This is a genomic window from Pseudomonas sp. 210_17 TE3656 (assembly GCF_054821965.1).
On sequence record NZ_JBTRBC010000001.1, the window covers coordinates 1,837,088 to 1,859,785 of the forward strand.

26 protein-coding genes and 1 tRNA gene are annotated in these 22,698 nt (G+C 61.6%); 10 read left to right on the top strand and 17 right to left on the bottom strand.

Translation table 11 applies throughout. From position 1 onward, the window contains the following. Positions 1–18: 18 nt before the first annotated feature. Positions 19–828, top strand: a complete 810-nt coding sequence (gene ppk2 / locus ACVI9W_RS08765; RefSeq protein ID WP_461531806.1) for a polyphosphate kinase 2 — start codon at positions 19–21, stop codon at positions 826–828. Positions 829–852: 24 nt separating this feature from the next. Here ppk2 and ACVI9W_RS08770 read toward each other — a convergent pair whose 3' ends face one another. The 3 genes from ACVI9W_RS08770 to ACVI9W_RS08780 form a co-directional block, all read right to left on the bottom strand. Beyond that, positions 853–2,010 carry an MFS transporter gene (locus ACVI9W_RS08770; protein ID WP_461529772.1) on the bottom strand — a complete coding sequence of 386 codons (1,158 nt, stop codon included), beginning with the start codon at positions 2,008–2,010 and terminating at the stop codon, positions 853–855. Positions 2,011–2,132: 122 nt separating this feature from the next. Then, positions 2,133–2,276 (bottom strand): hypothetical protein, encoded by a 144-nt coding sequence (locus ACVI9W_RS08775; RefSeq protein ID WP_461529773.1) that lies wholly within the window; start codon positions 2,274–2,276, stop codon positions 2,133–2,135. A gap of 77 nt (positions 2,277–2,353) precedes the next feature. Next, on the bottom strand, positions 2,354–3,571 hold the full coding sequence (locus tag ACVI9W_RS08780; RefSeq protein WP_461529774.1) for an MFS transporter: 1,218 nt from the start codon (positions 3,569–3,571) through the stop codon (positions 2,354–2,356). Between the two features lie 169 nt (positions 3,572–3,740). Between ACVI9W_RS08780 and ACVI9W_RS08785 the strand changes: the two genes are divergently transcribed. Further along, positions 3,741–4,529 carry a FecR family protein gene (locus tag ACVI9W_RS08785; protein ID WP_461529775.1) on the top strand — a complete coding sequence of 263 codons (789 nt, stop codon included), beginning with the start codon at positions 3,741–3,743 and terminating at the stop codon, positions 4,527–4,529. A gap of 132 nt (positions 4,530–4,661) precedes the next feature. Further along, positions 4,662–4,738, top strand: a tRNA-Met gene (locus ACVI9W_RS08790). A 66-nt stretch (positions 4,739–4,804) separates the two neighbouring features. Here ACVI9W_RS08790 and ACVI9W_RS08795 read toward each other — a convergent pair. Together ACVI9W_RS08795 and ACVI9W_RS08800 are read right to left on the bottom strand one after the other, a co-directional pair. Next, entirely contained in the window at positions 4,805–5,758 is a 954-nt protein-coding gene (locus ACVI9W_RS08795; protein ID WP_461529776.1) for a FecR family protein, read from the bottom strand. A gap of 74 nt (positions 5,759–5,832) precedes the next feature. After that, positions 5,833–6,450 carry a LysE family translocator gene (locus ACVI9W_RS08800; RefSeq protein WP_461529777.1) on the bottom strand — a complete coding sequence of 206 codons (618 nt, stop codon included), beginning with the start codon at positions 6,448–6,450 and terminating at the stop codon, positions 5,833–5,835. A 147-nt stretch (positions 6,451–6,597) separates the two neighbouring features. Here ACVI9W_RS08800 and ACVI9W_RS08805 point away from each other — a divergent pair, with 147 nt between their 5' ends. Continuing rightward, positions 6,598–7,476, top strand: coding sequence for a LysR substrate-binding domain-containing protein (locus ACVI9W_RS08805; RefSeq protein ID WP_461529778.1), 879 nt, complete (start codon positions 6,598–6,600; stop codon positions 7,474–7,476). Here ACVI9W_RS08805 and ACVI9W_RS08810 read toward each other — a convergent pair. The 4 genes from ACVI9W_RS08810 to ACVI9W_RS08825 form a co-directional block, all read right to left on the bottom strand. Then, positions 7,464–8,057: a D-Ala-D-Ala carboxypeptidase family metallohydrolase gene (locus ACVI9W_RS08810; protein ID WP_461531807.1), complete on the bottom strand. Its 594-nt coding sequence runs from the start codon at positions 8,055–8,057 to the stop codon at positions 7,464–7,466. The genes ACVI9W_RS08805 and ACVI9W_RS08810 overlap by 13 nt on opposite strands. Before the next feature lie 95 nt (positions 8,058–8,152). Continuing rightward, positions 8,153–8,791, bottom strand: a complete 639-nt coding sequence (gene can, locus ACVI9W_RS08815) for a carbonate dehydratase (protein ID WP_038614773.1) — start codon at positions 8,789–8,791, stop codon at positions 8,153–8,155. 47 nt (positions 8,792–8,838) lie between these two features. After that, complete coding sequence (gene rimI, locus ACVI9W_RS08820; protein WP_422422530.1) at positions 8,839–9,291, bottom strand: ribosomal protein S18-alanine N-acetyltransferase; 453 nt, start codon at positions 9,289–9,291, stop codon at positions 8,839–8,841. Beyond that, positions 9,284–10,075: an energy transducer TonB gene (locus tag ACVI9W_RS08825; RefSeq protein WP_157194289.1), complete on the bottom strand. Its 792-nt coding sequence runs from the start codon at positions 10,073–10,075 to the stop codon at positions 9,284–9,286. Before ACVI9W_RS08825 ends, rimI begins: the two co-directional genes overlap by 8 nt. A gap of 179 nt (positions 10,076–10,254) precedes the next feature. Here ACVI9W_RS08825 and mksB point away from each other — a divergent pair, with 179 nt between their 5' ends. Genes mksB through mksF form a run of 3 tightly spaced genes read left to right on the top strand, consistent with a single transcriptional unit; the run spans position 10,255 to position 15,054 of the window. Further along, positions 10,255–11,532: an Mks condensin complex protein MksB gene (mksB, locus tag ACVI9W_RS08830; protein WP_461529779.1), complete on the top strand. Its 1,278-nt coding sequence runs from the start codon at positions 10,255–10,257 to the stop codon at positions 11,530–11,532. Further along, complete coding sequence (mksE, locus tag ACVI9W_RS08835) at positions 11,522–12,223, top strand: Mks condensin complex protein MksE (RefSeq protein WP_038614780.1); 702 nt, start codon at positions 11,522–11,524, stop codon at positions 12,221–12,223. The genes mksB and mksE overlap by 11 nt, the downstream gene beginning before the upstream one ends. Then, complete coding sequence (gene mksF, locus ACVI9W_RS08840) at positions 12,220–15,054, top strand: Mks condensin complex protein MksF (protein ID WP_461529780.1); 2,835 nt, start codon at positions 12,220–12,222, stop codon at positions 15,052–15,054. The genes mksE and mksF overlap by 4 nt, the downstream gene beginning before the upstream one ends. A gap of 70 nt (positions 15,055–15,124) precedes the next feature. Here mksF and ACVI9W_RS08845 read toward each other — a convergent pair whose 3' ends face one another. The 5 genes from ACVI9W_RS08845 to rplU form a co-directional block, all read right to left on the bottom strand. Next, entirely contained in the window at positions 15,125–15,583 is a 459-nt protein-coding gene (locus ACVI9W_RS08845; RefSeq protein WP_038614784.1) for a CreA family protein, read from the bottom strand. 10 nt (positions 15,584–15,593) lie between these two features. Beyond that, positions 15,594–16,712 carry a glutamate 5-kinase gene (gene proB / locus ACVI9W_RS08850; RefSeq protein WP_038614787.1) on the bottom strand — a complete coding sequence of 373 codons (1,119 nt, stop codon included), beginning with the start codon at positions 16,710–16,712 and terminating at the stop codon, positions 15,594–15,596. A gap of 75 nt (positions 16,713–16,787) precedes the next feature. Beyond that, positions 16,788–18,011 (bottom strand): Obg family GTPase CgtA, encoded by a 1,224-nt coding sequence (cgtA, locus tag ACVI9W_RS08855; protein ID WP_422422526.1) that lies wholly within the window; start codon positions 18,009–18,011, stop codon positions 16,788–16,790. Between the two features lie 192 nt (positions 18,012–18,203). After that, entirely contained in the window at positions 18,204–18,461 is a 258-nt protein-coding gene (gene rpmA, locus ACVI9W_RS08860) for a 50S ribosomal protein L27 (RefSeq protein WP_010225698.1), read from the bottom strand. A gap of 31 nt (positions 18,462–18,492) precedes the next feature. Beyond that, the gene (gene rplU / locus ACVI9W_RS08865) at positions 18,493–18,804 is read right to left on the bottom strand and encodes a 50S ribosomal protein L21 (protein WP_038614793.1); all 312 of its coding nucleotides are present in this window, start codon (positions 18,802–18,804) and stop codon (positions 18,493–18,495) included. Between the two features lie 252 nt (positions 18,805–19,056). Here rplU and ACVI9W_RS08870 point away from each other — a divergent pair, with 252 nt between their 5' ends. The 3 genes from ACVI9W_RS08870 to ACVI9W_RS08880 all read left to right on the top strand — a co-directional run bounded on the left by ACVI9W_RS08870 (position 19,057) and on the right by ACVI9W_RS08880 (position 20,850). Further along, entirely contained in the window at positions 19,057–20,025 is a 969-nt protein-coding gene (locus ACVI9W_RS08870) for a polyprenyl synthetase family protein (RefSeq protein WP_157194294.1), read from the top strand. 99 nt (positions 20,026–20,124) lie between these two features. Next, positions 20,125–20,466, top strand: coding sequence for a zinc ribbon domain-containing protein YjdM (locus ACVI9W_RS08875; RefSeq protein ID WP_038614799.1), 342 nt, complete (start codon positions 20,125–20,127; stop codon positions 20,464–20,466). 135 nt (positions 20,467–20,601) lie between these two features. After that, positions 20,602–20,850 carry a PA4570 family protein gene (locus tag ACVI9W_RS08880; protein ID WP_038614802.1) on the top strand — a complete coding sequence of 83 codons (249 nt, stop codon included), beginning with the start codon at positions 20,602–20,604 and terminating at the stop codon, positions 20,848–20,850. Between the two features lie 115 nt (positions 20,851–20,965). Here the strand turns inward: ACVI9W_RS08880 and ACVI9W_RS08885 are convergent, their stop codons facing one another. The 3 genes from ACVI9W_RS08885 to ACVI9W_RS08895 form a co-directional block, all read right to left on the bottom strand. After that, positions 20,966–21,583, bottom strand: a complete 618-nt coding sequence (locus tag ACVI9W_RS08885) for an FKBP-type peptidyl-prolyl cis-trans isomerase (RefSeq protein ID WP_191832792.1) — start codon at positions 21,581–21,583, stop codon at positions 20,966–20,968. Positions 21,584–21,669: 86 nt separating this feature from the next. Next, positions 21,670–21,975, bottom strand: coding sequence for a DUF6482 family protein (locus ACVI9W_RS08890; protein ID WP_461529781.1), 306 nt, complete (start codon positions 21,973–21,975; stop codon positions 21,670–21,672). Positions 21,976–22,122: 147 nt separating this feature from the next. Then, complete coding sequence (locus ACVI9W_RS08895) at positions 22,123–22,611, bottom strand: TIGR00645 family protein (protein WP_038614811.1); 489 nt, start codon at positions 22,609–22,611, stop codon at positions 22,123–22,125. Positions 22,612–22,698 lie beyond the last annotated feature (87 nt).

Consider the following 22,698-nt stretch of genomic DNA (forward strand, 5'->3'; position numbering starts at 1 on the left):
CTGACGAGGCACTGCATGATGGCCAAAAAGAAGGATAAGGAAAAAGGTCTTGAACCGATGCGCCGCAAAGACTATGAGCAAGAGCTGAAAGCACTGCACGTTGAATTGGTAAAACTGCAGCAGTGGGTGACGGCCAAAGGCTTGAAAGTCTGCATCGTTTTCGAGGGACGCGACGGTGCCGGTAAAGGTGGCACGATCAAAGCCATCACCGAGCGCGTCAGCCCACGAGTGTTCCGTGTTGTAGCGCTACCGGCACCGACCGAACGGGAAAAGAGTCAGATCTATGCCCAGCGTTACATTCAGCACATGCCGTCTGCGGGCGAAGTCGTGATCTTCGACCGCAGTTGGTACAACCGCGCCGGGGTCGAACGGGTCATGGGCTTCTGCTCCGAGGACCAGGCGAAAAAATTCCTGGCGGTGACACCGCTGTTCGAAAAGATGCTGGTCGAGTCCGGCATCATCGTCATCAAGTATTGGCTGGAGGTCAGCGCCGAAGAACAGCAACGGCGTCTGGAGGAGCGCATCACCGACGGTCGCAAGATCTGGAAGCTCTCCCCTATGGACCTGAAGTCGTTCGGCCGCTGGGACGACTACACCCGCGCACGCGATGAGATGTTTGCCGCTACCGATTCCTCTTGGGCCCCCTGGTACATGGCGCCCTCCGAAGACAAGCGCCGGGTGCGCCTGAACATCATCAGCCACCTGCTCAAACAAGTCCCCTACAAGGACATCACCCACGAACAGCAGATCAAACTGCCCAAGCGCGGCAAGATCGGACGCTACAAGAGTGCCGACTACCCATTCCGCCAAATTCCCGAGCGATTCTGAACGGGCTTGCGGCACTATCAGGGCTTAGCCCGCGACGGCAAGGCGTCTGGCCTTACGGTTGGCGCTGCGGGCAAAGCACACGAACAACGCGGCCATGACCGCCAGCGCCATGGGCAAACCATGGGGCGCGACATCCATGGCCGCACCGCTGACCAGCGGTCCGACCAGGCTGCCAACGCCCCACAACAACCCAACGCTGGCATTCGCGGTCACCAAATCCTGACCCTTGAACTGCTGGCCAATCAACACCAGAGCCAAGGTATAGACACCTCCGGCAACGGCCCCCAGCACTACCAGGGCCGGCCACAGCAGCCACTGCACCTGCAGCAACCAGGGCAAGGCCAGGCCGATCAGCATCGCCACCACACCGCAGACCAGATGCACCAAGGTCCGTTCGCTGCGGTCAGCCAGCCAGCCCAGCGGTAGCTGGAACAGCATGTCGCCGGTCAGGATCACCGTCACCATCAACGCCGCCACTCCCACGGCAAAGCCATGGCTTGAGGCATATACCGGCATCAACGACAGAATCACCGCATCGAAGAACGAGAAGAACAGAACGCCCATGCACAGCGCCGGTGCCACACGGAAAAAGCCTGCCAGGGAGAAGCTCTTGCCGCCCTCCTCGCCATGCTCGACGTGATCGTTGGGCACTGTCAGCACGATACACAGCAGCGCCAGGCCATAGCAGGCGGTAACCACTGCAGTCACCCAGGCGCTTTGCGCACCGACCAGCGCCAGCATGGCCGGGCCGAGCATCTGAAAGCCGGTGAACGCCGTGGCGTACAGCGCCATGACCTTGCCGCGGTTGTGCTCTTCGCTCAGTTCATTGACCCAGGACTCGCCAAGAATGATCGCGATGCCCATACCGATACCCAGGCCCAAACGCAGCAACGCCAGCAGGTAAATCGAGGAAAACGCCCATTCGAGCAGGCCGATACTCAAGGTGCACAGCCCAAAGCACAGCAGGTAGATGGTGCGTCGGGTCAGGTGCCGGCAGCAGGCATCGACCATGAACGCCGAGAGCATCATCCCCGCCGCCGGAATGGCCGAAAGAATGCCGATCTGCAATGTACTGGCGCCTGTATCGAGCAGACGCAGAGACACCAACGGCAGGCTCGCGCCCAGGCTGAAACCAACAACCGATACCGCGAACAACAAGCCCAGCAACAAACGCGTATTCATTACAACTCCAGACTCACCGGCGCAGGTGCGACATCGCACCCGCGCAGGCGCATACATGACCAAATCAAGTGCACTACAGGCGAGCTCGGCCACGGCAGGACGCCGGGCAATCAGCCGCCAGGTCAGGAGGTGTGAAGGTGAGGCGAGAAGGTAAAGGCGAACAGCACACTGCGCCGACGCTTGAGCACGGTATCGCTCGGCCAGTCGCAGCCACGGGTCAGGATGACCGGCTGAGGGGGCGCGAATGTAAGGCGGAGGCGGCTCATACGTCAGTTACACAGAAAGTAATGGGCGGCACTCTAGGAGAAGCCATGCCACCCGTCAATAGCCCGTCCTTGAGCCTTCAACGCTTACCAGTAGAAGGCAGGAGGATCGCCAGTAGACCGAACAACGGCAGGTACGAGCACAGGCTATAGACGTACTCGATGCCCTTGAGGTCGGCCAGGTAGCCCAGCAACGCCGCGCCGATACCGCCAAAACCGAACATCAGGCCGAAGAAAATCCCGGCGATCATGCCGACATTGCCCGGCACCAGCTCCTGGGCATAAACCACGATGGCCGAGAACGCCGACGCCAGGATAAAGCCGATGATCACGCTCAGCACGCTGGTCCAGAACAGGTCCGCGTAAGGCAGCAACAGGGTGAACGGCGCCACACCGAGGATCGAGAACCAGATCACCGCCTTGCGCCCGATGCGGTCACCGATCGGCCCGCCGAAGAACGTCCCGGCAGCCACCGCACCGAGGAACAGGAACAGGTGCAACTGCGAACTGGCCACCGACAGGTCGAACTTCTCGATCAGGTAGAAGGTGAAGTAACTGGTAAGGCTGGACATGTAGAAATACTTGGAGAACACCAGCAGACCCAGCACCACCAACGCACCGGTCACGCGCCCGCGCGATAGGCCGTGAGTTGCCGCCTGGCCGGCCTTGGCCTTGAACAGGTTCAGGTGTTCGCGATACCAGCGGCTCAAGCCATAGGTCACCAGCACCGCAAATATAGCGAACAGGCCAAACCAGGCAACATTGCCCTGGCCGAACGGAATGATGATCGCCGCGGCCAGCAAAGGACCAAACGCAGAGCCGGCATTACCCCCCACCTGAAAGGTCGACTGTGCCAGACCGAAGCGCCCGCCCGAGGCCAGCCGGGCAATGCGCGAGGTTTCCGGGTGGAACGTCGAAGACCCGATCCCCACCAGCGCCGCCGCCAGCAGAATCATCGGAAAGCTACCGACATACGCCAGCATGACGATCCCCACCAGCGTGCACAGGGTGCCCAGCGGCAGCAGGTTCGGCATCGGCTTGCGATCGGTGTAGAAACCCACCCAGGGCTGCAGCAGCGAGGCGGTGATCTGGAAGGTCAGGGTAATCATCCCCACCTGGGCAAAACTCAGCCCGTAGTTGGCCTTGAGCATGGGGTAGATCGACGGCAGCACCGCCTGGATCAGGTCGTTGATCAGGTGCGCCAGGGCGCAAGCGGCGATGATCCGCATGACCAGCGGGCTGCTCTGGGCAGGCGTGGCGCTGGCGGGCGAAATGGACGAGGCACTGCTTACAGCCATGACAAGGTCTTCCATCCGGTGGTTGGGATCCAATTATCCAGAATTCGTTAGCAAGCGCACTATTCTTTTCGACGAACGTGACCTTGACTTTCTTGCTAATGATTCTCAATAGCTATAGCATTTTGTGCGCTTCCCAGCACTTGCTTCCCGCTCAGAGCATCACACTGCCATGAACTCTTCCCCCACCTCAGTATTACCGACCGAGCCTGGCTACCGGGCACACAAAGCGCAACGACGCGAGGCCCCGCGCTCCTGGCTGGGCTGGACAGTCGCCGCCTGTGTTTTGCTGATCGGCGCGCTGGTGTTGACGGTGCAGCTGCCTTACCTGCAACGACTGAATAGCGATGTGGCCAGCGCCGTCGGCGAACGTCGGCAGATCCAGCTGGCCGACGGTTCGAAACTGATACTCGACAGCGCCAGCGCGGTGGATGTCGACCTGCGCGGACCGTTACGCAAGGTGCGTCTGGTTCAGGGGCAGGTGTTCCTCGATGTGATCCATGATGGCCGCCCCTTTGTGGTCGAAGTCGATGACGCCCGGATTCAGGTGCTTGGCACGCGTTTCTCGGTCAGCCGTGGTCGTGACCGCAATGAAGTGATCCTGCTCAAGGGCAAAGTGGAGGTCAGCAGCGCTTTCGGCGAAAAGCGCATGCTCGCCCCTGGCCAACGCCTGAGCCTGCGTGGCGGTGGTCTGGGCCAGGTCGAGAATGTCGATGCCGAACGCCTGTTGGCCTGGAGTGACGGCCAGTTGCGTGCTCGCGATGTGCCGTTGCGCGATGTCTTGCAACGGCTGGCCGACTATCAGGGCAGCCGCCTGCTGCTGCTCGATGAACAGGCCGGACGACGTCTGGTCAGTGGTAACTTCAACCTCAATCAGGCCGCCGATGCCTTCGCTGCCCTGGCCACCACAGAGCAGTTGCGCACCCACAACCTGGCCGGGCAATTGATCATCGTCCGCTGATCAGCACCGGTGCCACACCACGTAGCTGGTGCTGCTGAGCTAGCTGTCCGCTAAGCAGTTGATCGCACGATGAATTTTTTTAAAAAAGAGTGTTGACAGGTATCCGTTTAAAGCGAATAATGCGCGCCACTTGGCTACATAGCTCAGTTGGTTAGAGCATAGCATTCATAATGCTGGGGTCCGGGGTTCAAGTCCCTGTGTAGCCACCAAGTACCGAAAAATGGCTTACCGCAAGGTAGGCCATTTTTTTTTGCCTTGTGCAATCAACGGGGCCTTCAAGGCCGCTCAAGTGACACACGCGTGATCAAGGGCGTGTAATGCTCGATCCTGATCGGCAAGCTGCGCGCCAGCATGCGCAGTGCCCGCTGACTGTCGTCGGCGGGCAGTACCGCAGTGACCCGCAGCAACTCCAGGTCCTTGGGGTCATACAGCAAGTAGCCCCGATGATTGCGTGCCAGGCGCTCAAGCACCTGGTCCAGGGGCTGATCGCGCACCAGCAGTTGATGTTGCTCCCAGGCCTGTTCAACCCCTGCCGCATCGATAGACTGCAGCGCCCCCGGTCCCGTCGCATCGAAGCGCACCGCCTGCCCGGCCTGAACCACTACGCGCTTGCCGGCACTGTCGACTTCTGTGGTCAATTCGATCATCGCTACCCGGCTGAAGTCAGGCAGTTGCTCTACGACAAAACGGGCGCCCAGCGCTCGCACACTGCCGTGCTCGGTCAGCACCAGGAACGGTCGCGTGGCATCCTTGGCCACGTCCAGCCGTATTTCTCCTTGCACCAGGCGCACCGTACGGCGCTGACCATCGAACTGCAGATCAACGGCGGTACTTCCATCCAGACTGATGCGGCTGCCATCGGGTAGCTGCCGGGTGCTCCATTGGCCGCTGCCGGTGCGGATGTCAGCCAGCAGGTAAGACGGCGGAAACTGCTGCAACGCCAAGCCGATCGGCAACAGCAGCAACGCAGCCAGCGCCAGTGCCTTGATCGGCTGTCGGGCTGCACGCCGTCGGGCAAGGCTGTCAAGGACCGCCCGCGCCGGTTCACGCGGCAGATCGCGCAGCGCCGCCATGCTTCCCTGCAAACGCTCGATAGCCTGCAGATGCTCAGGGTCGGCGTCGAGCCAGTCACGAAAGGCATTGCGCTCGGCAGCGCCGACTTCACCATCCAGGCGCACCAGCCATTCAGCCGCCTCTTGCAGCACTTGTGCAGAAGGTGATTTGTTCATAGGCACCGGCACCGAGCAGACGCATGAAGGTTTTCTGCGCCATGTCCGCAGTGTTGTGCGGGCAATCCTGCTCCTCAGCGCACGTTGGCCAGTACCACCGCCAGCCCCAGACCGATCAGGGCCACACCGATCACCCGATCGACCAGCAACTGCCGATCAAGCATGACCCGACGCAAGGATGCCGAGGAGAAGAACAGCGCGACCTGGCTGAACCACAACCAGTGAGCCACAGACATGAACAGACCATAACCAAGACTGGTCGCCAGCGAACTGCCCGGTTGCACTACCTGAGTGTAGGCACTGACCACGAACAGCATGGTCTTGGGATTGAGGGCATTGGTCAGAAAACCCGAGCGAAAGGCGGCGAACACGCCAAGCTGGCTGGAAGCGGTGCCGCCATCGAGGGAAATCCGCGTGGTGTTGGTCAACGACTTGTAACCCAGGTAGATCAGGTAGCCCGCCCCCAGCACTTTCATTGCCAGAAACAATGACGGGGTCTGACTGATGATCAGGGCAATGCCCAGCACCGTGTACAACACATGCACCTGCACGCCCAGGGCGATGCCCAGCGCGGCGGACAAACCGGCACGCCGGCCAAAGGCGTAACTGCTGCGGGTGACCATGGCAAAGTCCGCGCCCGGGCTGATCACCGCCAGGACGGTGAACACGGCAACGGCAATGAGTTCGTTCACGAAAAGCTCCTCGATCTGCTAAAAAATCGCACAGGTAGGAGCGGGCTTGCCCCGCGATCACTCTGCACACGCCGCCATTATCGAAAGCTTCGCCTGCGGCAAAAAGCGATTTATAGTGCGCTGAATCCGCTAGTTTTCCTCACAGATATGAAACTTCCCGCACTCTCCGCCTTTCGCTATTTCGACGTGGCCGCCCAGACCCAAAGCTTTGTGCGCGCCGCCGAGTTGCTGAACGTCACCCATGGCGCCGTCAGCCGTCAGGTGCGCCTGCTGGAAGAGTCTTTGGGGGTGGAGTTGTTCGAGCGGCGCAATCGCGCAATCTTCCTTACCCCGGCCGGCCGCGCCCTGCATGGCACTACCCTGTCGGTGTTCGAGCAATTGCAAGGCGCGGTACATCGCCTGCAACAACAGGCGCGGGAAAACGTGCTGGTGCTGTCATGCGAGCCAACCATCGCAATGAAATGGCTGATCCCGAGGCTGCCGGCCTTTCATACCGCCCATCCCGATATTCACCTGCACCTGGTGGCTGCCGGTGGCCCCATCGACTTTTCCCGCAGTGGCGTCGACCTGGCCTTGCGCCGCGATGATTTTCGCTGGGACGCCAGCCTGCATGCGCTGAAGATCTGTGACGAATGGGTGGGGCCAGTGAGCAGCGTCAACCTGACCATCGCGAGCCAGGGCCTGGACGGCCAGCGCTTGCTGCACAGCGCATCACGGCCCAACGCCTGGAGTACCTGGCTGCGCCTGAGCGGCGAGTCGCCCCGGGATACCCAGCGTGCCGACTACGAACATTTCTACCTGTGCATCCAGGCGGCCGTGGCCGGCCTGGGGGTGGCGATGGCTTCATTCCTGATGGTTCAGGACGAAATCGATAGCGGTCAGTTGCAAGCGCCGCGCAGCTTCGTCCAGGACCAATCGGCGTACTACCTGCTCTGTCAGCAAGCAATGGCCGACGACGACAAATGCCGACGCTTCGCCCAGTGGGTCAGCGCACAGGCCGAAGCCTGCCTGGCTCATTTGCTCTGAGGCTTATAGGCCGTTGGCAACGCGCAGAAAGACGAGCCGGCGCTGAAGTCCCCGCCCCAGGTGCGAAAGCCCGCCGTGTCGATATGAATGCGCCCTGATGGATAACGCCCCAAGCCCATGTTCCAGACCTTGCCCTGGGTCTGCCAGAACTGGCACAACGGATTGGGATCGGCCCAGGATGGCAACAACACATCCACCGCAAACGCCCGGGTATGCGCACTGTCTACGGCGCCGCCAGCGCAGCGGTTCAGGCGCAGATCGCGGTAGCTCGAAACCACTTCATAGCGCTGCAGCACACCCTGATCCCCCAGGGTCTTGAGCAGTTGCAGGGTCGAACGCACCGCTGGCCACTGCGCCGCTGGTGCCACCGCAAAGGGCTGTGCCGAACACAGGCGCCAGTCACTGGCCGAACGCAACAGCTGATAGATCGGCACCACGCCATACAACCGCGCATCCACCAGCATCTGGCGAAACGCCCGGGTTTCATGGTCGCCGGCCCATTGGGCAAACATGTACAGGTCGCGCTCATCAGCGTGCGAATGAGCGCTGCACAGTAGTGTCAGTATAAATCCTGCGTGGATACCAGCCCTGCTCCATGATGCCATCAGCCGCTCTCCTTCCCTGCGCCAGGAATCATAAGGAGTTAAGCATGAACATCACTGGTTATCGCGGCTGATCAGTCCTGCGGGCGCAAGCGATACTGCGGCGGCAACTGATCCAGGCCACTGATGGTCGCATTCAGGCTCTTCCAGCGGCCGTCCTTGATGCCATAGATGCAGCCATGGACCGACAGGCTCTGACCGCGGTGCCAGGCATTCTGGACAATGGTGGTGTGACCGACGTTGGCCACCTGCTGAATCACGTTCAGCTCGCACAGGCGATCGACCCGTTCCTCTTCGGTCGCAAGCTTGGCCAGCTCCACCCGATTCTCGTAATACAGGTCGCGAATCGAACGCAGCCAGCCGTCGATCAGGCCCAGTTGCCGGTCCTGCATCGAGGCGCGGACACCACCGCAACCGTAATGCCCGGTCACCAGGATGTGCTTCACCTTGAGCACATCCACGGCGTACTGGATCACCGACAGGCAGTTCAGGTCAGTGTGCAGCACCACATTGGCGACATTACGATGCACGAACAGATCACCCGGCAACATGCCGACGATCTCGTTGGCCGGCACTCGTGCGTCGGAACAGCCGATCCAGAGGAATTCAGGGGTCTGCTGGCGGGCGAGTTTGGCGAAAAAATCCGGATCTTCCTGCTTGATCGCATCGGCCCAGCGTGCGTTGTTATCAATCAGTTCTTGTAGATCGTGCATGTTCGCTTCTCATCAGTTGGATGTTGCCTGGCTACAGTGACGCTCACTTACTCGAACAAGGTACAGGCCATGACCAGCGCATCTTCGCGACCACCGGCAACCGGGTAGTAATCGCGGCGCCGCCCGATTTCATTGAAGCCGTAACGCTCGTACAGGCGATACGCCGACTGGTTGCTGGCGCGCACTTCAAGGAAGCACTCACGGCCGTTCATCGCGTAGGCGCGTTTCATCAGTTCTTCCAGCAGGCGCAAGCCCAGGCCGCGGCCCTGGCTCTCCGGCTTGACGGTGATGTTGAGCAGGTGCGCTTCGTCGATGATCACGTTGATCACCCCGTGGCCCACCTGCTGCTCGCCTTCGAACATCAGCCAGATTTCATAGGATTTTAGCCCGTCGAGGAAAATCCCCCGGGTCCAGGGGTGGCTGAAGGCTGCGTATTCGATCTTCAGTACGGCATCCAGATCCGCCTCGGTCATCCGGCGGAAACTGATCGTGTCACTCATCGCTTGGTTTCCAGCGCGCCATCAGCCGGCGCATGGCTTGCCAGACGTCCGCCTTGCGTTGCGGCTCGTCCATCAACAGTTCAAGGCCAGGCAAGGCCCAGGCAGTGCCCAGCCCCTCGACCGGCAACTCGCGGTAATAAGCCTCGGCGTCCGCCTCACCGGCAAAACGCACGGCAGGCAGGCCAATCAGCCATAAACAGACACAGGGAGCCTCTTCAAGCCGGGCCTGAATGAAGCCCTGAACAAAATCGGTTGCGGCCTGTGGCCCCTGGTCGAGGTTGCCGCGCACCAGCAACGGCCAACGCACCGGTTCGCCAACGATCTGCGGGCTGTCGGGCAGACCGGCGGCGCGCAGCATGTCCTTGAGCAGCAAGTAAGAGGGGTCGCGGCTCTGGAACGGCTGGCCAGTAGCCAACTCCACCAACAGTAGGCAACTGCCGGCACGCAGCAGTTGCAGGGCGAAGCGCGGCGGCGGCACCGCTACCGGCCTGGCCACTACCGGGGCCGCTTCAGCCTCTTCAACCGGCTTGCTGGCGGCCTTGGCCGTACTGCCAGGGCGCGGGATCTCGATTTTCGGTCGCTCGCCACTGCGCGCCACTGGCGCATTGACCGCCACCCGTGCCGGCTCCACCTGCGGCGCGTCGAACTCGGGCAGCACCTCAGGCGCCAGCGGCAGCAACAGCTCCGGGCGCGACGGGGCGGCGAACGGCAGTTCGGTACGCGGTAGCCAGTGCACCACTTGCATGGCGTTGAGGTAAGCGCGGCGGCGGGACTCGATTAACAAGAAGGATCGGCCATCTGTGGATAAGTCAGGGCCGATATTCTAACGTTGTTCGCCGCTCGGCGCCGCTGTTGATCGGCAGAAAACCGCCCGACAGCAGGTTCAAACGATCAGGGGGTGAATCGACAGGCACCTGATGCAGTACAATCGGCGCTTTTATTTGGCAACGAGTCGACCCGCCAATGATCGAACCCAAGCGCGTCCTGCGCGCCCTAGCCGAACACTGGGCCTTGCTTGAGCCGTTGTGCGAGCGCTTCGACGGGGGCACCCTGAGCCTCAGCGAACTGCGCCAGCAACTGGCCAACCAGCAGTTGGAGAGCACGCCCCAGGACATCACCAGCCTGCTCGACGTCTGGATCCGCCTGGATATCCTCGTGCCGGTAGCGAAAAGCCCCAACCGCTTCGAGCTCAACGCACAGATTCACGACTTCCTCGCCTACCTGCGCCGCGAGCACCGCCTGGGCCTGTGCCTGGAGATCGAGGCCTACCTACGCCACCTCGAGCGTCTGGCCGGACACATCCAGGACGCCTTCGAGATTCGCGACGGCAACGACCTGGCGCGCCAGCTGCGCCTGCTCGACATGCGCGTACGCGATGTCCTGAAGAAACTCGACAACGACGAACAGGCGCTGGTCGCCGTGGCCGAACGGGCCAAGACCAGCGACCGCCAGATCCCCCTGCGCCAGCGTTACGCCGAGGTTCTTGCAACCTGGGATGAATATGTCGAGCCGATGATCCAGTTGGTCAATGCCGATGGCGCCTTCGAACAGGGCGTGCGCAAGGTCGAAACCGTGCTGCTGCGTCTGCTCGGCGAACAGGCCCGCCTCGGCCACCTGGTTGATGACGACATGTTGCTGCGTACCCATGCGCGCATCCTCGAGATGCAGACCAGCGCCCAGCTGACCCTGCGCCATGCCCGCGAACTGCTGCTGCCACTGCGCGAAGAAGCCCGCCGCCACAACGCGGTGACCCGTGGCGCCGCCCTGGCCCTCTCGGTGATCCGCCGCAAGGGCCTGGATGCAGTCCCGCAGGCGGCCATGCCGATGTTCACCCGCCCGCAGAGCACCTTCCTCGGCAGTGCCAGCCAGGTCGAAGCCTACGTGTATGCCCTGGCCCGCTTCGAACCCAAGCCGGCCAAGTTCCCCAAGGCGCACAAGAGCCACAAGGGCGAAGCCCCGCGTGCGCCGCGCACGGTCAAGGAAATGCTCGAGCGCTGCGAAGGCGCCCTGCCGCTGCCGGACCTGATGGTCTGGCTGCTGGAGCAGGAGCCCGAAGGCGCCACCGACGAATTGCTGTACTGGTTCTCGCGCCTGTCGCGGGAAAAACGCTTTACCCGCGAGCGCCTCGAGCGCCGCGAATACATCACCCGCGAACACCTGGTCAGCCTGCGCTCCTTCGCCCTGACATCGAGCCGCGATCCATCGCCTGAGCCTACTGCGAGCCCTGCCCATGCATCTTGATCTTTCCGAACTGCCTCAGCTCGCACCGATCTTCCGCGAGCTGTTCAAGGGCTTTCACATCAGCCGCCGCGACCCGGAGCTGTACGCCCAACTGTCGAACTTCCAGGACCAGTACCGCGGCCTGTTCAAGGCCCTGGGCTTCGAACTGGTGTGCGACACCCGTGGTTTCTACTATTTCGTCCCGGAGCTGGCCGCCGCGCAGGTCAACAAGACCGCCCAGCGCCTGTCGCTGTTCACCTTCATCCTGGTTGAACACCTGGCCGACCAGGGCCGCGATCCGATGTCGGTCCTCGATGGCGGCAGCCTCGGCCGCGATGAACTGCCATCGATGCTGGAAAAATACCGCGACCTGTTCATTCAGGCCGAAGTGCAAACCCCGGACGAGCTGGAAGAGAAGATCATGCGCCGCATGACCCAGCTCGGCTTTGCTCACGAAGAAAACGGTATCTACCGCTTCCTGCCGCCGATGCACCGCTTCCTCGATGTCTGCCTGTCGGTCCAGCAAGACCGCGACCTGGCCGCCAGCCTGCACAGCGCCCTGCCGCTGCCAACGCCGGTACTGGTCGAGGAAGAAAGCCCTGAAGAGCTGAACCGCACCGACGACCCGCTCGACCTCAGCCCGTTCGAAGAAAGCGAAGAAGACGCCTTGGCCCGAGCCATCGCCGAAGAGCAACAGGAGATTGACGCATGAGCCAGGAACGCTACGGCATTCGCCGCTTCGCACTGCTCAACACCGCCGGCTACAGCCTCGGCCTGTTCCCCCTGGAACACCCGCTGTCGGTCTACGGTGCCAACAACCTGGGCAAGAGTGCCTCGATCAACGCCCTGCAGTTCCCGATCCTGGCGCGCATGTCCGACATGAGCTTCGGCAAGTACAGCCTGGAACAGTCGCGCCGTTTCTACTTCGCCAGCGACACCAGCTACATCCTCTGTGAGGTCAACCTGCCTCACGGCCCGCACGTGATCGGCGTGGTCGGTCGTGGCCCGGGCGGCGGTTTCGGCCACCAGTTCTTCGCCTACGCCGGCGAGCTGGACCTGGCGCACTACCAGAAGGACGACACCTGCCTGCGCCAGAAGGAGTTGTTCAACAACCTGGAGCGCAATGGCCTCAAAGCCTACGAGCTCAAGCCTGACGAACTGCGTCGCCTGCTGGTCGGCGGCCACACTTCGATCCCGCTCGACCTCACCCTGATCCCGCTGCGCTCCACCAGCGAGCAGAGCCTGAAAACCTTCCGCGCGCTGTTCATCAACCTGCTGCACATGCGTGAAATTACTGCAGCCAAGCTCAAGCAGCTGTTCCTCGATGCCTTCGAGCACAGCCTGCGCTCGGGTAGCGTCGACTACATCGCCGCCTGCGAAGAGGCCTTCCGCGACGTGCGCCGCATGGAGCAGGACTACAACTCGCTGGTCGCTGCCGGCCCGCTGGTCGAGGCCCTGGCCAACGGCGTGGCCCAGCGCGACATCCTGCGCGGCAAGCTGCATCGCCTGTCGCCGCTGCTCGATTCGTTGCTCGGCACCTGGCAGGACTACGCCAGTGCCCGTAAAGAAGAACTGGTGATCCAGGCCGAGCACTACAAGAACGAACAGGACCACCTGCAGAACGACCAGCGCGGCGGCACCCAGGAGCTGATGCGCCTGGAACGCGAAATCACTGGCGTGCAGCGCTGGCTCGGCGAGCTGTCGGTGCTCAAACACCGCTTCGCCCTGGTCGACGACGTCAAGGTTCTGGAGCAGCAACTGCTGGCCGCCAAGGACGCCCACGACGAACTGGCCGGTGCATTGGCCCAGTCCCGTCAGTTCAGCGCCGAAGACCTCGAAGAGCGTCTGCGCGATCTGGAAAAGCGCCTGAAATCGGTCAAGCAACAGCTCGACCATGCCGACAACAACAGCTACGCCCGCCTGCGCGAAGAGTTCTCGCAGCAGGACGTCGAGCGCCTGATGCGCCTGTTCAACGGCGCGCTGTTCAGCCTGCCGCTGGGCGAGCGCGGTATCGAGCTGGATGACAGCGACGTCTGGGTCAAATCCCTGGAAGCGGTGCTCGACGGCTTCATGGGCGAGCGCTTCGAAGCCCCGGGCCTGTCGATCGACCTGTCGCACATCGAGCCGCCTGCCCTGCAGGCCCTGGCCGACCGTGCCGCGCTGCGCGACCAGAAAGAACGTCTGGAGAAAGAGCTCAAGCAGCTCAAGACCCAGCAAGCGGTGGCGGCCGACCGCGCCGCGAGCAAGACCCAGACCGAAGCCCTGTACCAGCAGGTACTGGACGCACAAAAGGCCCTGGAAGATTTCCGCCGCAGCCAGACCCTGGCCGCCGAGGAAGGCGACAAGCTCGAACAGCTGGCGCAGATGGAAGCCGCCCAGGACGAACTGAAGCGCTCCAGCGACGCCTTCACCGAACGCGTCCAGCAACTGTCGGCCAAGCTGCAACTGGTCGGCCGGCAGATCGCCGACATGGAAGCCAAGCAACGCACCCTCGACGACGCCTTGCGCCGCCGCCAGTTGCTGCCGGCCGACCTGCCGTTCGGTACACCGTTCATGGAGCCGGTCGATGACTCCATGGACAACCTGCTGCCCCTGCTCAACGACTACCAGGACAGCTGGCAAGGCCTGCTGCGGGTCGACGGCCAGATCGAAGCGCTGTACGCCCAGGTGCGTCTCAAGGGCGTGGCCAAGTTCGACAGTGAAGACGACATGGAGCGCCGCCTGCAGCTGTTGATCAACGCCTACTCGCACCGTACCGAAGAAGCCCTGACCCTGGGCAAGGCACGCCGCGCGGCCGTCACCGACATTGCCCGGACCCTGCGCAACATCCGCAGCGACTACGACAGCCTCGAGCACCAGCTGGCGCTGTTCAACCGAGAGATCAACAAGCGTCAGGTCTCCAACCTGGAGAGCTTCCGCATTGTCCTGGCGCCGAACAAGGAAGCGCTCAAGCACATCGACCAGATCATCCACAGCGCCGGCCAGTACGAAGAAGGCGAGACCCTGTCGGTGTTCGACCTGAGCGCCAGCGCCGAGCAGGACAACAAGAACGAAGAGGCCAAGGAGTACCTGGCGCGCCTGGTAGCGGCCAACCACAACCAGTTGGGTCTGAAGGACCTGTTCGAACTGGCCTTTGAGATCACCAAGGTCGGTGGCCAGCCGGTGATCCACACCGACATCGACGGCGCGGCATCCAACGGCACCACCATGACCATCAAGGCGCTGACCAACATGTACTTGTTGCTGCACCTGATGGACCGCGACCTGGCCGGTCGCGTGCGCCTGCCGTACTACCTGGACGAGGCAGCCGACATCGACGAACGCAACCAGGCGGCATTGCTGGAAACCAGCCTGCAGCTGGGCTTCGTACCGATTCTGGCGAGTGTGAAGCCGCAGGTCTCGGCGCATGTCGCCATCGACCTGGAAGGCGGTAGCGGGCCGAACGGGATCTACATCGACGAGGCAGACTGGAAGTACATCAGCCGCCGGGATGTGGAGAAGGCGGTAGTGCGCAAAGAAGAAGAGGAAGAAGCTTCAGCCTGAAGCTAATCGCGGGGCAAGCCCGCTCCCACCAGTGGGAGCGGGCTTGCCCCGCGATGAATTCAACCCGGTGTTACTGCTGGGCCCACGGCAAGATCGGAATCGCCGTCACCGCGTTCTGCGGGCTGCCTTCGATCAAGCGATCCGAGTACACCAGATAGACCAGGGTATTGCGCTTCTTGTCGAGGAAGCGCACCACCTGCATGGTCTTGAACACCAGCGAGGTGCGCTCCTTGAACACCTCATCACCGTCCTTGAGCTGCTCCTTGAAGCGAATCGGCCCCACCTGGCGACAGGCGATCGACGCTTCGGCACGGTCTTCAGCCAGGCCCAAGCCACCTTTCACACCACCGGTCTTGGCCCGCGACAGGTAGCAGGTCACCCCTTCCACCTTCGGGTCATCGAAAGCCTCGACGACGATACGGTCGTTCGGCCCGACAAACTTGAACACCGTCGACACCTGACCGATTTCCTCGGCCGAGGCCAGTACCGGCAACGCCAGCAGTGCAGCTGTCACTATCCCTTTGAGCACGGTTGTTTCCTCAGACCAGAATCAGGTTGTCGCGATGCACCAGCTCCGGCTCGGCGCTGTAGCCCAGCAGGCTTTCGATCGCTTCAGACGACTGTCCGATGATTTTCTGCGCCTCAAGGGCGCTGTAATTGGCTAGACCGCGGGCGACTTCCAGGCCATCAGGACCGACGCAAACCACCATCTCGCCACGGCGGAAGCTGCCCTGCACGGTCTTGACCCCGACCGGCAGCAGGCTCTTGTTGTCCTTGCGCAAGGCCTTCACCGCGCCGTCGTCGAGCACCAGGGTGCCACGGGTCTGCAGATGCCCGGCCAGCCATTGCTTGCGCGCCGCCAGCATGCCGCGCTCAGGCGACAACAGGGTGCCAAGACGTTCGCCAGCCTTGAGGCGGTCGAGCACGCGCTCCAGACGCCCGCCAACGATGATCGTATGGGCACCGGAACGTGCAGCCAGACGCGCAGCACGCAGCTTGGTCTGCATGCCGCCACGGCCGAGGGCACCACCAGTACCACCGGCTACCGCATCCAGGCTCGGATCGTCGGCACGGGCTTCATAGATCAACTTCGCATCGGGGTTGTTGCGCGGGTCGGCATCGAACATGCCGTCGCGGTCGGTGAGGATCACCAGCAGGTCGGCTTCGACCAGGTTGGCCACCAACGCGGCCAGGGTGTCGTTGTCACCGAAACGGATTTCGTCGGTGACCACCGTGTCGTTCTCGTTGATCACCGGCACCACGCCCAGCTCGACGAGCGTGCGCAAGGTACTGCGGGCGTTGAGGTAACGCTTGCGGTCGGAGAGGTCATCGTGGGTCAGGAGGATCTGCGCGGTGTGCCGGCCATGCTCGGCAAAGCTCGATTCCCAGGCCTGCACCAGGCCCATCTGGCCGATTGAAGCCGCAGCCTGCAGCTCGTTCATCGCACTCGGTCGCTTGGCCCAGCCCAGGCGGCTCATCCCGGCGGCAACCGCCCCGGACGACACCAGAACCAATTCCACACCCGCCTCATGCAACGCTACCATCTGCTCGACCCAGACCCCCATGGCCGCGCGATCCAGGCCCTTGCCATCTGCTGTCAGCAGGGCACTGCCGATCTTCACCACCCAGCGCTGCGCACCCGTCACCTTGCTCCGCATCTTCTTCCAACCTATATAGATCTTTAGATACTAAAACGCCGCTCCAGAGAGCGGCGTTTAGTGTACTGCAACGAATCAGTCGCGCACGTAAATGATTTCCGGACCGTCTTCGTCGTCCTCATCCCAATCGTCGTCATCGTCGTCGCCGATGTCGTGCACGCTCTTCACGCCGCTACGGCGCAAGGCACGCGCGTCGTCCAGCGCCTGCAACTGGGCACGGGCTTCGTCTTCGATACGCTGATCGAGGTCAGCCAGCTCTTCGGCGTAGGCCGGGTCGTTGGCCAGGCGGTCGGCGCGGTCTTCGAGGTAGCGCATGATGTCGCGGCTGAGCTGCTCGGTACCCTGCTTGGAGATCGCCGAGATCACATAGACCGGGCCTTCCCACTGCAGACGCTCGACCACTTCCTTGACGCGCTCGTCACGCTCGTCGTCCATCAGCATGTCGGTCTTGTTCAGCACCAGCCAGCGGTCACGCTCGGCCAGCGACGGGCTGAAGCGGGTCAGCTCGTTGACGATCACTTCGGCGGCATCGGCGCTGCTGCTTTCATCCAGCGGCGCGAGGTCGACGAGGTGCAGCAGCAGGCGGGTACGCGCCAGGTGCTTGAGGAAGCGGATACCCAGGCCGGCACCGTCGGAGGCGCCTTCGATCAGGCCGGGAATGTCGGCGATGACGAAGCTCTTCCAGCGGTCGACGCTGACCACGCCCAGGTTTGGCACCAGGGTGGTGAACGGATAGTCGGCGACTTTCGGCTTGGCGGCCGACACCGAACGGATGAAGGTACTTTTGCCGGCGTTCGGCAAGCCCAGCAGACCGACGTCGGCCAGTACTTTCATTTCCAGTTTCAGGTCACGCTGCTCACCCGGCTTGCCTGGGGTGGTCTGGCGTGGCGCACGGTTGGTACTGGATTTGAAACGGGTGTTGCCCAGGCCGTGCCAGCCGCCCTGAACCACCATCAATTTCTGGCCAGGCTTGACCAGGTCGCCGATGACTTCCTGGGTGGCGGCGTCGATCACCGTGGTGCCGACCGGCACGCGCAGGATCAGGTCGTCGCCTTTCTTGCCGGTGCAGTCGGTGCTGCCGCCGTTGGAGCCGCGCTGGGCGTCGAAATGACGGGTGTAACGGTAGTCGACCAGGGTGTTGAGATTCTCGTCGGCAACCATGAACACCGAGCCGCCGTCACCACCGTCACCGCCGTTGGGACCACCGTTCTCGATGAATTTTTCGCGGCGGAAGCTCATGCAACCGTTACCGCCATCACCGGCTTTGACCCGGATCGATACTTCGTCAACAAACTTCATAAAAACCGCCTCTCGTCAGCTGGACGAGCTGAGTGACACAAAGACATAAGGCTCTTGCAAAAGTGAGCGCGGCGGCCCCGTCACGACAGTAACAACCCACGCCGGCAGCCCATACAAACAGCTTTGCAAGAGACTCACCCCACAAACGAAAAAGCCCCGTCGCGAGACAGGGCTTTTCCAGCGTTCGCGCGATTACTCGGCGACAACGCTCACGTAACGACGACCGAAGGCGCCTTTTACTTCGAACTTGATCTTACCCGCGATCTTGGCGAACAGGGTGTGATCCTTGCCCATGCCAACGCCGTAGCCAGCGTGGAATTGGGTGCCGCGCTGACGCACGATGATGTTGCCAGGAATGATAGCCTGGCCGCCATACATCTTCACGCCAAGGCGTTTGGCTTCTGAGTCGCGACCGTTACGGGTACTACCACCAGCTTTTTTGTGTGCCATGGTTCAATTCTCCAGAAATGGATTCAGGCGATTAAGCCGAAATACCGGTGATCTTGATTTCGGTGAACCACTGGCGGTGGCCCATACGCTTCATGTGGTGCTTACGGCGGCGGAACTTGATGATGCGAACTTTGTCGTGACGACCTTGGGAGATCACTTCAGCAACAACTTTGGCACCAGCAACGACTGGAGCGCCGATGTTCACGTCGTCGCCATTGGCAACCAACAGAACGCGGTCGAAAGTCACGGATTCGCCAGTGGCGACTTCCAGTTTTTCGATTTTCAGGTATTCACCTTCGGCGACTTTGTACTGCTTGCCACCGGTAACAATTACTGCGTACATGGGTATTTCTCCGATAATCCTGCTCACCCAGCTCTTTATAGGAAGAGTATTGGCTGGCATGGCTGCATAGGGCTGGAACGGCCCAGTGCAATTGCGTAAGGCAGGTGCTGCCCAGGAAGTTCAGGGTGCGCGATTGTACGCAAGCCGCTCGCCCCTTGCAAGTCCCGCCCCCGGCCTGCGGGGACCGCGCCTTGACACGCCGGGACCCGCGACCTAGCATGCCGCGCAACCTTTATGGAGCACCTGTGGCCGATGCAACCCCAAGCTTTCTACCGAGCGGTAGCGGACGACTTCAGCGCCGTTGACGAGATTATCAAGAAACAGCTGACTTCGCGTGTACCGCTGGTATCGAAAATCGGCGACTACATCACTTCAGCCGGTGGCAAGCGCTTGCGCCCGCTGCTGGTGCTGCTGTGTGGCAAGGCCCTGGGTCGCGAAGGCGACGACGTGCGCCTGCTGGCCGCCACTATCGAATTCCTGCACACCGCCACCCTGCTGCACGACGACGTGGTCGACATGTCCGGCATGCGCCGCGGCCGGTCCACCGCCAATGCCCTGTGGGGCAACGCACCGAGCGTGCTGGTTGGTGATTTCCTCTATTCGCGCTCGTTCGAGATGATGGTCGAACTGGGCTCGATGCCGGTCATGCAGATCCTCTCCAAGGCCACCCGGGTCATCGCCGAGGGCGAAGTCCTGCAGCTGTCCAAGGTCCGCGACGCGAGCACCACCGAAGAAGTCTACATGGACGTCATCCGCGGCAAGACCGCGATGCTGTTCGAGGCCTCGACCCACAGTGCCGCCGCCCTGGCCCAGGCCACCCCTGAGCAAAGCGAAGCGCTGCGCACCTTCGGTGATCACCTGGGCGTAGCCTTCCAGCTGGTCGACGACCTGCTCGACTACAAAGGCGATGCGCAAACTCTGGGCAAGAACGTCGGCGACGACCTGGCCGAAGGCAAGCCAACCCTGCCGCTGATCTACACCATGCGCGAAGGCACCGCCGAACAGGCTGCACTGGTGCGCCAGGCGATCCAGAAAGGCGGCATCGAAGACCTCGAAAGCATCCGTGCGGCGGTCGAAGCTTCCGGCTCTTTGGACTACACCGCGCAACTGGCCCGCGACTACGTGGCCCGCGCCATCGCCTGCCTGGACGTGCTGCCAGCCAGCGAGTACCGCGATGCCCTGGTGGAACTGAGCGAATTCGCGGTCGCCCGTACCCACTGATCCCGCCTCTGGCCCATCGCTCGATGGGCCCGATTACCCTCTGACGGACAAAACCCTATACAATGTAGGTTTTGTACCTGTACGTCTTGAGGAACCCTAGTGAGCACTTTGCCACCCTGCCCTAAATGCAACTCCGAATACACCTACGAAGACGGCGCCCAGCTGATCTGCCCCGAGTGCGCACACGAGTGGTCCGCCGCCGGTGAAGCCGAGGCAGTGAGCGATGAAGCGGTCAAGAAGGATTCGGTGGGCAACGTCCTGCAGGACGGCGATACCATCACCGTGATCAAGGACCTGAAGGTCAAAGGCACCTCGCTGGTGGTCAAGGTCGGCACCAAGGTCAAGAACATCCGCCTGTGCGATGGCGACCACGACATTGACTGCAAGATCGACGGCATCGGCCCGATGAAGCTGAAATCCGAATTCGTCCGCAAGGTCTGAGTCCCGGTAGTTTCGGGGCTGCCAGCCAGCCTCGAAACATTTCGCCAAACACCGTTGGGCGATTTTTTCCCAATAGTCTCTTGCTATTTTGATAATAAGAATTATTCTCATTGAACGCTTTCAAGGAGAATAGCCATGACTTATCTGATAGACGCCTGGCTTGACCGCCCGCATCCTTACCTGCGCATCCTGCACCGGGAAACCGGCGAAGTCTGTGCCGTGCTCGAACAAGAAGCACTGGACGAACTGCGCGATCAGGGTGACCTGGACCTTAACGGTTTGAATTCAAGTGAGCCGATTGTGCTCAAGGAACTGGTGAGGAACCTGTTCCTGTTCTGCTATGCGCGGGCGTTGCGCCCTGGCGGTGGAGCCGAGTGGAACTGAAAAAGCATCGCTGGCAAGGCCAGCTCCCACAGAGACCCGGTTGATCTTTAGATCAGTGCAATCCTGTGGGAGCCGGCCTTGCCGGCGATGAGGGCCAAAAGGCCCTGCGCAGTGCTTACAGTACGTCCAGCAGCTCGACGTCGAACACCAGTACGCTGTGCGGCGGGATGCTGCCAACGCCCTGAGCGCCGTAAGCCAGCTCGCTCGGAACGTACAGGCGCCATTTGCTGCCGGCGTTCATCAGTTGCAGGGCTTCGGTCCAGCCAGCGATCACGCCGCTGACCGGGAACTCTGCTGGCTGACCACGCTCGTAGGAGCTGTCGAACACAGTGCCGTCGATCAGGGTGCCGTGGTAGTGAGTGCGCACGCTGTCGTCACGGGTCGGCTTGGCGCCTTCACCAGCGGTCAGCACTTCGAACTGCAGGCCCGAAGCCAGGGTGGTGATGCCGTCACGCTTGGCGTTTTCAACCAGGAAGGCCTTGCCTTCACCAGCAGCAGCTTCGGCCTTGGCCGCGGCTTCAGCCTGCATGATTTCACGGATGACCTTGAAGCTGGCCGACAGGTCTTCTTCGCTGACGCGGCTGTCTTTGCCGTTGAAAGCGTCGGTCAGGCCGGCCAGGATTGCGTCCAGGCTAACACCCGGTGGCGGGTTGTCACGCAGTTGGCCACCCAGCTGACGGCCGATGCCGTAGCTGACGCGAGTTTCGTCGGTAGACAGGTTGATTTCGGACATTTGCTTGCTCCGCTGCAGGGCGCACGACAACCGCGCCCTTTATGAAAAGGGCGAGCAGCCTAGCACACTGCGGCAAAGCAGTTCAGCTACCAGGCAGAACGGCGTGGCATCGGGATTTTCAGGTCACCGTCACCGGCGCTGCCTGCGCCGCACATCTCGTCATCCATCGACCAGTGCACCATGTGCACCGGCACGGCTGGCAAGCCATTGAGCAGACGCTGCGCATCGACCACAGAATGCACTTTCACGCGCTGTCCATGTTTGTCATCCAGTGGATGGGCATGGCCTTTCACCCGTGCTTCGATAATGAAATCGCCGCCTTCGAGGGCGATCAGGTTGAGTTCTTCGACATGGCCGGCCCTGGCCTCGGTGCTCAGTTGTTGAAGGTTCATGGTGATACCTCGCGACGGGAACGTGAGCAGGTACTTCAAATGACCGTTCATTTTTTGTACAGCCGGCGCCAAAGCACAAGGCAAAAACGCAACCGCCCGTCCGTTTTGCAACGGACGGGCGGTCATGTGAGTCGCTAAGCGGGTCGATCAGTGCTTGGTCAGCTTGTCCAGGTAACCCATGGCGAAGGCCGATACCACGAAGGTCATGTGGATGATCACGTACCACATCAGGTACTCGGTCTCGATGTTGCGTGCATCCATGAACACCCGCAGCAGATGGATCGAGGAGATCGCCACGATCGACGCCGCCACCTTCATCTTCAGCGAAGACGAGTCCATCTTGCCCAGCCAGTTGAGCTTTTCCTTGTCTTCGTCGATGTCCAGCTGGGAAACGAAGTTCTCGTAACCGGAAATCATCACCATCACCAGCAGACCACCGACCAGGGCCATGTCGATCAGCGAAAGGATCACCAGGATCAGGTCAGCCTCGGCCAGCGAGAAGATATTGGGCAGTACATGGAAGATCTCCTGGAAGAACTTCAGTGCCAGCGCCAGCAGGCCCAACGACAGACCAAAATAGATCGGGGCGAGCAGCCAGCGCGAGGCATACATCGCATTTTCGATAATACGTTCCATTGAAAACTCGTCAGGTGGCAAAAAAAGCGAGCGCGAGTATAACAGCCAGCCATGACAGAAAAAGCCCGTGGCACGCTGCCACAGGGG